Raw genomic sequence first — 12,900 nt, forward strand, 5'->3', positions numbered from 1 at the left:
GATTTAAGCTTTTGTTGGTAAAACGTATCCTAAAGTTCCCATTCGCTCACCCATTTGTGCATAAACATCGACATCTGTCGGTGTAAGTGTAGCGAGTCCGTCCACATAGCGATTGAACATACAAAAAGTAGCGGCAATCAATACAGTATCATGAATATCACGGTCGTTTGCTCCGAAGGAACGAGCTAATTGTACATCTTCGTCACTTACGGTTCTAGCATCTGTTTGCACTTTTCCAGCGATGTTTAATAAAGCTTTTAATTTATCAGAGATGGGTGCATTTTGATAATCTTCCAACACTAAATCAACCGTTTGAGCTTCATCTTGGAACAAATATCTTGCTGCCGCCGCATGGCTAGAAGAACAAAAAGTACAAGTATTTTGTGTGGAAACATAAGTAGCAATTAATTCTCTTTCAGCCTGACTCAACGGAGAATCGTCTCGTAATAAAATTTGTGCTAATTGATAAAGTGGCTTACCTGTATCTGGTCGATACATGACCAAACTTCGGATGCCGGGTACATTTTCTGGAAGTTGTATATGTGGCATAAATAAGAGTAATAGTTTTGAGTTATTTTATTTGGATAGCAGATTTTGATTTGATTAAATAATGCTAAAAATGAATGAGTTTCTTTTATTAAAAAATGTAGTGGCAAACCCTTGCGGTTGCCTTGCTCGAAACGGTGAAACGGCAACCGCAAGGGTTTGCCGCTACGGATTTTATGATATTAAATCCGAATACTTTGGTCAAGAATCATTTTAAAGGCATTCAAAATAGTTAAAGTATTGATTTTAAGAGAGAAATAATCACTAAATCACTCATTCGCTAAATCACTCAATTCCTTTATTCTCTGTAAAATAAACCACAGTCAAAGCAATTAAAAAAGTAATCGAAAAAGACAGTAGGGCATTGCCGATTCCTCCAAATACTGTAACTAAACTTCCTACAAAAAAAACGGCGGTGGCAGTAAAAAACCTTCCGATATTAAAACAGAAACCTGTAGCTGTTGCCCGAATTGTCGTTGAAAAAAGTGTTGGGATATAGCTAGAAAGAGAACCTTGGCTTATTCCGAAAAATAAAGAAAGTAAAGCTGTTTCTACATAAATGATGGGCGTAAAACTTGAGTTGGTGGTAAACAACAACAAACAAGCGATAAAACAACCTGAAAAAGTAAGAATCAAAGTAGTCCGTGAGCCTATTTTTTTGATTAAAAATCCAGAAAGCATTCCGCCAATAATGCCACCAATTCCTAAAAGCATCATCGTTAGTCCACGCTCTTTTTGTCCATCGGAGGAAGTATTTGCTAATAAACCTTGCACCCAAGTTGGAAGCCAAGAAAAAATAGCCCAAAGTCCAATCAACACTGAACCAAAAATCAAAGAGCCAATCAGTAGTTTTTTACCATTGATAGTAGAAAAAATACTTTCTTGTTCCTTATTCTTATTTATGCCTCCGCTTTGCCAACTTGAAGATTCAGGTAAGAAAAGCACAATTACAAATGCCATCAAGATTGGAATAATACCAAGCCAAAACGACTCCCGCCAATTACCAAATAGTACGTTCAAACCGCCTGTCAATACAATGCCGATAGGAAATGAAACTGCTAAAATGCCTAAAGCAACTGGGCGAGTATTAGTATCCCAAATTTCTGAAATATAAACGGTGGTGATAAGTAAAACCCCACCTACACCTAAACCTGTAAAGAAACGATATACCAACAGACTTTCCCAATTGGCAACGAAAACGGTCAATAAAGTAAATAATCCATAGATTCCTGCTGAAAAAGCTAAGGTTCTGATACGACCAATTTTATCACTCACAATACCTAAAGTCAATCCGCCAAACATCCATCCAAAAATAAAAGAGGCATTCAAATAAGCTCCAATTTTTCCTAATTCATCGACAGAAGGTGTTTTGCCTAATAATTCAGGAATAGCAACAGGTAAATTGACGGACATCAAAGTAGCCACAGTGCCTCCTAAAAGATAGCAAAGCATACAAACAGCAAAAGCAATGGTAGTACGAGACTGCGTTTTAGTATCGGTTATAGCAATTTCCATAAAAATATGATTAATGGTTTTAGGCTTGTTTATCAAAGAATCATTCCTTTTGAATCACAAATTGGTATTGATGTATTTTGATTTAAGAAAATTGTTTTTTTGATATTGACTTTAGCAATAGCATTACTTCCTTCTTTGATTTTAATGAACTGATTGGGTCTCAGATTTCTTAAAACTTGTTTCTTCCCAGTTTTCGCCCAAGTAATTTCTACTTCATCAATTAAATTACTTTGTCCGATACCGATTTCTCTTCTCAAAGCTGATGAGCCAAAACTTCCTCCAGAATTTACTTCACGATGAAGTACTCTCTTTATGCCTTTTTCTCGGAAAGTTACTTTTAGGCGAGTGCCTATTGCCGAACGATTGGTTTCTGAACCTTCTAATTGAATATTAATCCAACGATTATCGTTTTGACCTGGATTTAGGTAGAGCGAATTATTATAAGAATCGCCAATGTATGCTCCTCCTACTTCGATAAAAATATCATTGTCTCCATCATTGTCAAGGTCGGTAATGGCTACTCCATGTCCTTTTTGCAAATTCCCTACTCTGCTAGAAACTGTAACATCTGCAAATGTACCATTGCCCATATTTCTAAAAAGGCGATTAGGCACAAGCGATTTGTAGTCTGGATTACCTGTTCCTAAGTACATATCCAAATAGCCATCGTTATCAATATCTCCAAAATTTGAACCCATCGCAAAAACAGATTTATTTAAACCCGCTTCTTCGGATACATTGCTAAAAGTACCATCATGGTTATTATGGTATAAGTACATTTTGCCCGCTTTATTCGGAATACCTAAAGCTTCTGTTCCTGCCGAGTAAGCAATAGATTTTTCAAATTCATAGCCACAAACAAAAATGTCTTGCCAGCCATCGTTGTCATAATCCCAAAACCAAGTCGGGAATGTACTTACTCGAACATCACCCAAACCTGCTCTTTCAGTAACATCTTCAAATTGAGGAATTTTATTTTTCAAGCCTGTATTTCTCAATAAAGTTCTTCTGCCTTGAAGACCCGAAATAACAATATCTTGAAGTCCGTCATTATCATAATCGGCAGCACTAACACCTTTTACAAAATCAACTACTTGACATTTTGCAATGGAAGCTACTTCTGTAAAAGTGCCATTTTTATTACTCATGTATAATTCACATGGGTTATAGTCATCAAGTCCTCCATTTTCATTGCCAATAAATAAATCTAACCAGCCATCATTATTAAAATCTCTCCAAACGCCCGCTTGCGTAGGATGTTCTGAAAAAAGTCCAATTTCTACTGTAACATCTGTAAAAGTATTATCGCCATTATTTCTGAGTAAAGAATTAGCTTGTTTGCCAAATTTGCCCATCCAAGCTCCTCTTAGTACCAGAATATCCAGAAAACCATCGTTATTATAATCTGCTTGTACCATATTCAGACCACCTTTGAAACGCCCCAAATCTGAAATAACTGAACAATCAGTAAAACTACCTTTGGTGTCGTTTTTAAAATAGTGCATCGCTCCTTTTAATCCCCAATCAGAAGTAACAATATCTAAATAACCATCATTATTAAAATCATCGATAATTACTCCTCCCGCCATATTACGTTTGTTGTGACCTAAATTGGGAGCAATGTCCGTGAATGCTTTTACAGCATAACCAGAATTATCTTTATCTAAATTAGGAATAAGCCACTGTGAAGGCACTTTTGACGGATATTCACCAAGTGTCATATAGGCAATATTCAATAACCATCTTGACTCATAATCTTGATTATCTTGTTGAAGTAATTTTTGATAAACTTCAATCGCTTTTCTTGAACCTGTTTTATTTTGATGCACGCCACCATCTTTAATAGGCATAATACAAGATTCTGAAGAATGATTGCTGATACAGTTTTGGCGTTCTCCCATTCGTAAATACGAAATGGCATAGCCTTTTAATACTTCTGTATAATGTCTGTGATCGGCATTGGTGTTTTGCAATAATTGTTCAAATGCAAGATTCGCTTCTTGTTCTTGACCAAGCTTCAGGAAACCATTGGCTTTGAAAAAGCTTGCACGCAATCTCATTTCTGGATCTGGATGTTTGGTTGCCATCGAATCAAAGAAGATAAATTCTGCCTCAGGACAAAAAGTATTTTCTTTAACATAATATTTATCGTAAGTATCTGCTAAATGCTTAACCATTTTATCGTTAGAATTTGGAATTAATCCACATGATTGACCTACCAATAAAGCCAAGCATAAGCAAGTGTAAGTACAATATTTTAAGTTCATAGTTTTAGTAATTTGGATAAAATACAACGTTGTAAAATCTATCTGAATAGTTCATCAAAAGTTAAAGAAACATAATACAGTCCACCCACCGCTGGCGAACCATAAGCTTGTACGATATATTGATTTGTGAGATTGTTCGCTCCTAATTTTACAGTAGTTTTCAAACTTGGCACACGGTAATTTACTTGTGCATCTATTAAACTATATGCAGGAATATTGCCCGGACGGTTTTCATTAAATGTTCCGTACCAATCGAATGATTCTTGCCAATGCCAAGCTACACTAAAGCCTAAACGCTCTGTAATTTTTGAATTGCTGAGGGTTAAATTGGTTTTCCAACGAGGAGTATTGAAAGCTGGAATATTGTTTGGATTAGCATCCAAAATATTAAAATCAGACCAAGTACTGTTGAAACCAACTCTGAAGTTTTCTGGTAAGAAATACGTTAAACCCAAAGAAACACCTTGCGAACTTACTTTATCTGCCGCATTGGTATAAAGCTGGAAAGCCTGTGTTTTTCCACCTAAAATATCTTGTGCTGCTGCAGAGTTTATCGTGCCATCCGAATTTAAAACATTGTTGGTAGGACGAATTACGACTTGGTTAATCAAGAAATTTTTAAAAGTACTTCTGTAATAATTCACATCTACCAAAAGCTTTTGGGCTAACAAACCTTTATAACCAATTTCAAAACTTTGTGTTTGTTCTGGTTTGATATAAGGAACATTTGATTTTACGAGTTTACTTTTATTGTTTTCAACAGCTGTTGGGAAAGGCACTCCTTTCTGCAAATCGCTTGAAAAACCACTGGCAAATGCACCAACAGAAGCCGCAGTGAACGAATTTTCATAAGCATTTAAGCCTACACTATTGGCAGGAGCACCACCCAAAATAATGATTGGACCAACATTCAACTTGATAAATTGGTCTGGCACAGTTGGGTTTCTAAATCCTGTTTGGTAAGACGCTCTGAAATTATGATTTTCGGAAGGAGAAAATACTGCCGAAGCTCTTGGCGTAAAACTGCCATTGAAGTTTTCGTTTTTATCATATCGCCCTGATAGTGTAAGTTTTAGCTTATCTTCTAAAATTGCTTTTGAAGCCTGAGCGAAAACACCAAATTCCTTCACACTTACTTTATTGATTTTATCGTCAAATAAAGTACCGTTAGTTTCCATATCATATACTCGATAACTTCCGCCAACTAATAGATTTACTACTTTCAATGCTTGACTTAAATCATACTGAGCATCTACGTGATACAATTTACTGTTACTCAATACGCCTGCTCCGCCCAATCCTGCGGTAGCGATATATTTACTTTTTTGTTGTTCAAAATCACTTGAACCAGCAATAAAACGTCCTTGATCAGCAAATGCTCTGGCTGCTGAATGGTCTTGCCCAGTAACACTTCCTACTTTTCCTGTATAAGCAGCTGTATAACGTTCAAACCATGTAGCATCAGCTTTGTCTGGTGTCACTACATTTCCGTTTAAATCTCTTACCCAAGTACGGTTAATCAATTGTCCCAATGAACGAGTGTTGTAAGAATGATTCGATTGCTCTGCTGTAGAATATCCTCTGATAAAAAAGTTTGAACCTCTTAATTCTAAACGATTTTGAATCAATTTGAAATCATTCAAAGCAAAACGGCTACTTCCTGTATAATTTGCCGTGCCTTGACTATAATTTACTTGATAAATAGCTTCTAAACTTTCAGAGATTTTATAGTGTAAAGCCGCATTCAATTTGGTAGAGTAAACACCATAATTGGCTAAATCTTTTTCTTCATAACCAGTACGAGAAACTCTTCCAATTCCTTGAATGGTTTGAGCCACTTCGTCTCCATAAATATTCAAGGCATTTCTTCCCGGATTATTGGCTCCACGCTGTGCAACAGGAGTATTTGGGTCGATGTCGGTATAATTGTTAGCGTACCAATCCGTTCCTTTTAAGTAAGAAGCGTTTAATTTGAAGGCAAAACGATTGTTAAAGGCTTTGGCATAACGCAATGAAAAATCAGTGAAAGGTTTTGCACCAGAAGCATTATCCGAAACATGATTGATACCGACTTTTGTTTGAACAGATAATCCTTGATAATTGAAAGGATTTTTGGTTGTCGTCATCAATAAACCATTAAAAGCCACTGGTCCATAAAGTGCTGAAGCTGCTCCCGGAATTAATTCAACGCCTTCAACGTCTAAATCTGAAGAACCAAAAAGGTTTCCAACCGCAAATCCTAAGCCGGGTGACTGGTTATCTACGCCATCTATCAATTGTAAAAAACGGCTATTTCCTGTTGAATTAAATCCACGAGTATTGATTTGTTTGTAAGTCAAACCACTTGTAACCATATCCAATGATTTTACATTGACCAAGGCATCATAAAAACTTACCGATGGACTTTGTTGAATGGATTTCGCATCAATTTTTTCAATACTTACAGGTGATTTTAAAATATTTTCTTCTATTCTCGAAGCAGAAATCACTACTTGTTGTAATAATTCATCTCCAGATTTTAATGAAATCGCAATTGTCGAATTATCAGTTACTTCAACCATTTGGCGTTCAAAACCAATCATGGTGAAGATTAAGGTAAATGGAGGTTTTGCAGAAGTTTTTAAACTAAAGAAACCTTCTGCATTTGTAACAGTACCAATGTTTTTCCCTTTGATTCTAACACTTGCACCCGCCAATGGCTTTTTGGTTTCAGCATCTGTGATACTTCCTGTAAAGTTTTGTGCAAAAACAGCAAGTGAGTGAAATAATATAATGCTTAGTGTAAAGATTTTTTTCATAGATAATTAAGATTGAATAATTGGATAATTTTATGGGGAGTCAGATTTTCAAAATGTCTTAAGCAAGTGCTTCTTTTTTCAATTGTTCATAAATGGCTGGTACTCTGTTGTAGCCATTTGTCGTGATGCGTTGACCTAATTTTTCATAAAAAGCAGGTTCTGTTGGCGTTACGCTTGCCAAGCCATCCACGTACTTGTTGTAAAGACAAAATAAAGCGGCTATCAAAACAGTATCATGAATTTCACGGTCGCTTGCGCCAGCAACTTTAGCTCGTTCTACATCTTGAGCAGTAACATTTTTGCCATTTTGCTGAACATGACTCGCAATTGCTAGTAAAGCCTTCATCTTTTCTGACACTGGTGCAGATTCAAAATCCTTTTTTACCATTTCGCAAGTTTCTGTTTCACCCAAAAGAATATTTGCCGCCGCTGTATGTGCAGTTGTACAAAACTTACATTGGTTTTGCGACGAAACTAAAGTGGCAATTAATTCTCGCTCGCCTTCTGTCAGAGTAGATTCTCCACGAAGTAAAATCTGAGTGAGTTCACGAATGGGTTGAGCAGTATCTTGGCGATATTCAAGCAAACCAGTAATGCCTGGCAAATGACTTTCCAATGGAATATAAGGCATGATTGTTAGGGATTAATTTATTTTCGATAATGGACAGGAAAACATATTCCAATCACACAATTGCATCTATCTCAGAAATAATTGTATGAAATTATTATTCCAAATTTATGGAATAATAATAAATAAATCCAAATATTCGGAATATAAATTAATCAAGAAATTTAAAACTTAGTCGAAAATGTAGGAATATGAAGTAAACAAGCAATTCAAAGAAGTTATCAAAGTAAAATTTAGGCTTTATTGTTAGAATTGACGATTTTTGTTTTTCCGAAAAAGAGGAAAACAATGGAATTTCAAGAAGAGGGAAATCTGGAAAAGAGTGATAGAAGAACGTTGAGATAAGCACAAATAAAAATGCCAGAATAATGTAAATCATTCTGGCAAAATATGATGGGTAATTTTTCTCTAAAGTGTTTGTGGGTCGTTCAAAGAAGAATTACTTAAATTATCAATCGTTTGTTTTTTTAAGGCTTGAACAAACTTTTCAGTATCTTCAAAAGATTCTTCCTGACCAGAAAGCTTCTTGACTAAATTCAATAAATAAGTTTGCGTTTGTAACATCACAGAAAGCGTAATTTGGTTATCCGCAATTTGTCTTTGGTTACGAATAATACTTACCTGATTGTTGACAATGATTTCTTGGTTTTTGATAATCGTTGATTGATTTTGAATCACCAAATCATGATTATCAGCATTACGCTTTTGGTTTTCAATCATAATATCATGGTTGCCCACGATGCGTTCTTGCATATCTTTTAAGAAATTATGCTCGGCTATCAATTTTTGAAGTATTTCCTCTATATTTTGCATAATGATACTCTTGAATGAGAATTTTTATAATTGAAAAATGCGTTTACCTTTGTTACCCGTAAAATTAAAGATTTTTATTGATGCAAACCGACAAACTGAAAAAAATCAAATTGCCTTGGCTTTACTTGTCTTTCTTGATAGTGGTATTGAGTGTTTGGACATATTACATGGTATCCACCGATAGTTTCTATATTTTCATGAAACATGGATATGCTGTACTTACCATGATTTTCGGTTCGTTCATTGCGGGTTCTAGTCCCGAAGGAAGTGCCGCCATTGCTTATCCAGTTTTTACTTTACTCCTCAAAATCCCCCCAGCTATTGCCAGAAATTTTGCTTTCGCTATTCAAAGTATTGGAATGACTTCAGCAAGTTTACTGATTTTAAACTTAAAAATAAAAGTTGAGTGGAATTATATTAAATATGTCACGTTCGGAGGCATTTTTGGATTGATTTTCGGTACTTATTACATTGTTCCGCTTATTTCTCCGCCTTTGGCAAAACTCTTTTTTGTATCCCTTTGGCTAAGTTTTGGTTTGGTTTTATGGTATGAAAATACCAAACCAAAGCGTGAAGTATTCGATAAAATTCAATCGTTTCAACGTTCAGATATGGCGAGATTGCTATTTTTTGGATTGGTCGGAGGAATGATTTCTTCTATTTTTGGAACAGGTATTAACATTTTCTCTTTCTGTTTAATGACGATTTATTATCGTATTGACGAAAAAGTAGCCGTGCCTTCTTCAGTAATTATCATGACACTTGAAACGATTTTGGGTTTCTTTCTTCATGCAGGTTTGATTAATGATTTTCAACCAGAGGCTTTTGAAATGTGGTTGGCTTGTATTCCTTTTGTTGCATTTTTTGCGCCACTTGGTTCTTTTGTCATCAATAAAGTGCCTAGAAAAGCAGTTGCAACCTTTCTATACATTATTTTAATCGTTCAATTTATTGGAGCAATGTGGGTTATTAAACCTAATCTTTTACAACTGATTATGTGTTTAGTAACGCTCGTGGCAGGTTTGAGTACTTTTGTGTATTTGGCTAATGTGAAGAATAGTAGAATGGTGGAGGAGTAGGGATGTGCCTTTACATAAAAGTAAAATCATTTATCACTAGCGGGTGACTTAAGTCACCCGCTAGTGATAAGGGTTAGAACTTAATAGCCCTATTTTAATACAAAGAGCCATTAATTTGATATTAATGGCTCTTTGTATGTTAAACCTTATTAGATTACAAAATCCTCAACTTAGCAAAGCTCAATAAAAGTGTTTTCTCACCAATTGTTCCTTCAAATTGAATCACTGCTTTACGGTCGGTTCCGTTTACGTCTATCTTTTTTACTTTTCCGAAACCAAATTTTAAATGCTCTACTCGGTCGCCTTCTATTAAATTTTTGGTATCACTTGGCACAAAATCTTGTGAAGGAATATAAGTATTCCCAACAACAGGACGTGGAGCAGGTTTAGCAATGAGACTTGCCGTAGAAGTTGGTTTGTTTGAAGTACCAAAATCAGGTGCTTTTTGCTCTCTATTGGTCATTCTTACAAAACCTTGCGGAGCTGGTTTTTCTTCTGGACGACGAATATTTTTAGCAAATTGCAAATACTGTGGGTCGATTTCATCTAAGAAACGACTTGGTTCACAAGGTTTCAAGCGTCCGTATTGATAACGAGATTCTGCGTAAGACATCATCAGTTTCTTTTCAGCACGAGTAATCGCTACATAAAACAAACGACGTTCTTCTTCTAAATCCGCTCTACTTTGCAACATCATTTGGCTTGGGAAAAGGTCTTCTTCCATCCCAACCACATAGACATGGTTAAATTCCAAACCTTTTGCTCCGTGAATCGTCATTAAAGTTACTCTGTCGTTATCGCCATCTGGGTCATCGCTATCGGCTGTGGTCAATAACGAAACGGTTTGCAAGAAACTCGAAAGCGATTTATCTTCTTCCTCCACTTCATTATCGTCCACAAATTCTTTGATAGAGTTCAATAATTCCTGCACGTTTTCGTAGCGAGAAAGTCCTTCTACCGTTTTATCTTCATGTAATTCTCTGAGTAAACCAGATGCTTTGGCAATGTGCGAAGCCGCTTCATAAGCATCTTTTTTATCGGCTTCAACCATGATTTTGAATGACTTTATCAAGTCAGCAAAACCTTCGATGGTATCAGCAAATCGTCCTGCTTGGAACTGTTTGATATTTGAAACTACTTCCCAAACAGAAATCTGATTTTCAGAAGCCGTTACTGCAATTTTAGCAATCGTTGTATCGCCAATTCCTCTTTTCGGTAAATTAATGATTCTTTTAAAAGCTTCTTCATCTTTTTGGTTGACTACAAAGCGGAAATACGCCAATAAATCTTTTACTTCACGACGTTGATAGAATGATAATCCACCAATGATTCTGTACTTGATATTCAGTTTACGAAGTGATTCTTCAAAAGACCTTGATTGAGCATTGGTTCTGTACAAAATAGCAAAATCGGTATTTCTTAAACCAAGAGCCATTTTAGATTCAAAAAGATGCGTCGCAATCAATCGACCTTCTTCATTATCAGAATTAGCTTTGATGAGTTCAATCAATGAACCTACTTCGTTTTCTGTAAATACTTTTTTCTTTAACTGATTTTTGTTTTTAGCAATAATAGAATTGGCAGCCTCCACAATATTTTTCGTTGAGCGATAATTCTGTTCCAATTTAATGGTTGCCATATTTGGATAATCTTTCTCCAAATTCAAAATATTATCAATACTTGCACCACGGAAAGCATAAATCGACTGAGCATCGTCACCAACCACACAAAGATTTTTCGATAATTCCGATAATTTCTTCACAATCAAGTACTGCGAAATGTTCGTATCCTGAAACTCATCTACCATAATGTATTTGAATTTGCGTTGATACTTATCCAAAACCGCAGGGTGGTCACGAAAGAGAATATTGGTATTGTACAACAAATCATCAAAGTCCATCGCATTGGCTTGGAAACAACGCAAAGCATAAAGCTTATACAATTTGCCCATTTCTGGCAATTTAGCTGCTGCATCATCTGCCGCAATTACAGGATTATTCAAGTACTCATCTGGACCAATCAAACGGTTTTTTGCACCTGAAATACGGTTATAAATCACGTTGGCTTTATATACTTTATCGTCCAGTCCACGCTCTTTTACGATTGCTCTGATTAAAGATTTTGAATCATCAGTATCATAAATTGAGAAGTCGGAAGTATAGCCCAAATGCTTACCATCGAAACGAAGTATTTTTGCAAAAACCGAGTGAAAAGTACCCATCCAAAGGTTTTTACCGTCATTTCCAACCGCATTTTCAATACGCTGACGCATTTCGCCTGCGGCTTTATTGGTAAAAGTGAGGAGTAAAATCTGAAATGGGTCAACGCCTTTTTCGATTAAATAAGCAGTGCGATAAGTAAGAACACGAGTTTTACCAGAACCTGCACCTGCAATAATCATCAAAGGGCCATCTATATGTTGTACCGCTTCACGTTGCGGTTCGTTTAATCCTTTTAAATAATCCATAAATTTTTAATTCAATTTGAATTGACCTCAAAATTACGAAAAAATAAGGGAGGGCTTGGTATGAACACGGCTTTGTTTTAGAAATGATAGAGAAAGGGCAATTGAAAGGCTCATCTTCTAAGAAAATAAGCCGTAATTTTGAAGCGTTTTTTACTATTAGCGGGCGAATTAATTCGCCCGCTAATAGTAAAAAACAAGATTTTAGAAGCTAATTCAGACAAATGATGAGAGAGTTTAAAACATGATTAATATTTTATCAAATTAAAATCAGTTAAAACCACATCATTTTAAACCTCAAAAATCACTAATTCACTCATTCACAATTAAAAACATGAATCAAACCAGAAAAATAAGAGATAACGAAAAGGCATTAATTATTCACCTTTTAGCCAAATTGAATTTTACGATAGAAGATTATCCTATCGACGAAGAAGTATTTGAATACGAAGGTGGAAAAATGGGGAGTATCAGTATTGGTAATAAAAATCCAGATGAATACGATGGTGATTTAATTCAGGTTGAATACACTGATACCGACGAAACACCAGTATTGATTACCCTTACCAAAAACAAGAGTAACCAACTATTGGATTTAGACTTCTGGAAAGTAGATTTCTCTGCTTTGATTACTTATCCTAAACCTGAGGAAGTGGAAGTGAGAGAACTTCCTGATGATAATGTTGAGCTTTAAGCTATGAAAACAATTACGAACTGAAAGATAAATCTGCGTTAGAATTATCTTTCAGATAAAAATTACTATTTGAAAACCAAGCAATTAAAATATTTG

9 protein-coding genes are annotated in these 12,900 nt (G+C 35.6%); 2 read left to right on the forward strand and 7 right to left on the reverse strand.

Going from position 1 to position 12,900, the window contains the following annotated elements:
- Nucleotides 1-3 precede the first annotated feature (3 nt).
- The 6 genes from ABID42_RS03340 to ABID42_RS03365 form a co-directional block, all read right to left on the reverse strand.
- Nucleotides 4-549: a carboxymuconolactone decarboxylase family protein gene (locus tag ABID42_RS03340; RefSeq protein ID WP_367282419.1), complete on the reverse strand. Its 546-nt coding sequence runs from the start codon at nt 547-549 to the stop codon at nt 4-6.
- Between the two features lie 282 nt (nt 550-831).
- Nucleotides 832-2,061, reverse strand: coding sequence for an MFS transporter (locus ABID42_RS03345; RefSeq protein ID WP_367282420.1), 1,230 nt, complete (start codon nt 2,059-2,061; stop codon nt 832-834).
- 32 nt (nt 2,062-2,093) lie between these two features.
- Nucleotides 2,094-4,328 carry an FG-GAP-like repeat-containing protein gene (locus ABID42_RS03350; RefSeq protein WP_367282421.1) on the reverse strand — a complete coding sequence of 745 codons (2,235 nt, stop codon included), beginning with the start codon at nt 4,326-4,328 and terminating at the stop codon, nt 2,094-2,096.
- 38 nt (nt 4,329-4,366) lie between these two features.
- Nucleotides 4,367-7,126 (reverse strand): TonB-dependent receptor, encoded by a 2,760-nt coding sequence (locus ABID42_RS03355; RefSeq protein WP_367282422.1) that lies wholly within the window; start codon nt 7,124-7,126, stop codon nt 4,367-4,369.
- 58 nt (nt 7,127-7,184) lie between these two features.
- Entirely contained in the window at nt 7,185-7,757 is a 573-nt protein-coding gene (locus ABID42_RS03360; RefSeq protein WP_367282423.1) for a carboxymuconolactone decarboxylase family protein, read from the reverse strand.
- 405 nt (nt 7,758-8,162) lie between these two features.
- Nucleotides 8,163-8,567: a hypothetical protein gene (locus ABID42_RS03365; RefSeq protein ID WP_367282424.1), complete on the reverse strand. Its 405-nt coding sequence runs from the start codon at nt 8,565-8,567 to the stop codon at nt 8,163-8,165.
- A gap of 80 nt (nt 8,568-8,647) precedes the next feature.
- Here ABID42_RS03365 and ABID42_RS03370 point away from each other — a divergent pair, with 80 nt between their 5' ends.
- A complete protein-coding gene (locus ABID42_RS03370; RefSeq protein ID WP_367282425.1) occupies nt 8,648-9,646 on the forward strand; it encodes a sulfite exporter TauE/SafE family protein in 999 nt (332 codons plus the stop codon).
- A 154-nt stretch (nt 9,647-9,800) separates the two neighbouring features.
- Here ABID42_RS03370 and ABID42_RS03375 read toward each other — a convergent pair whose 3' ends face one another.
- Nucleotides 9,801-12,113: an ATP-dependent helicase gene (locus tag ABID42_RS03375; RefSeq protein WP_367282426.1), complete on the reverse strand. Its 2,313-nt coding sequence runs from the start codon at nt 12,111-12,113 to the stop codon at nt 9,801-9,803.
- A gap of 331 nt (nt 12,114-12,444) precedes the next feature.
- On the opposite strand from ABID42_RS03375, the gene ABID42_RS03380 reads away from it, so the two are divergent.
- The gene (locus tag ABID42_RS03380) at nt 12,445-12,804 is read left to right on the forward strand and encodes a DUF6984 family protein (RefSeq protein ID WP_367282427.1); all 360 of its coding nucleotides are present in this window, start codon (nt 12,445-12,447) and stop codon (nt 12,802-12,804) included.
- The last annotated feature ends 96 nt before the right edge of the window (nt 12,805-12,900 follow it).

Origin of the sequence: Arcicella rosea (genome assembly GCF_040543805.1) — a bacterium.
Taxonomy (GTDB): domain Bacteria; phylum Bacteroidota; class Bacteroidia; order Cytophagales; family Spirosomataceae; genus Arcicella; species Arcicella rosea.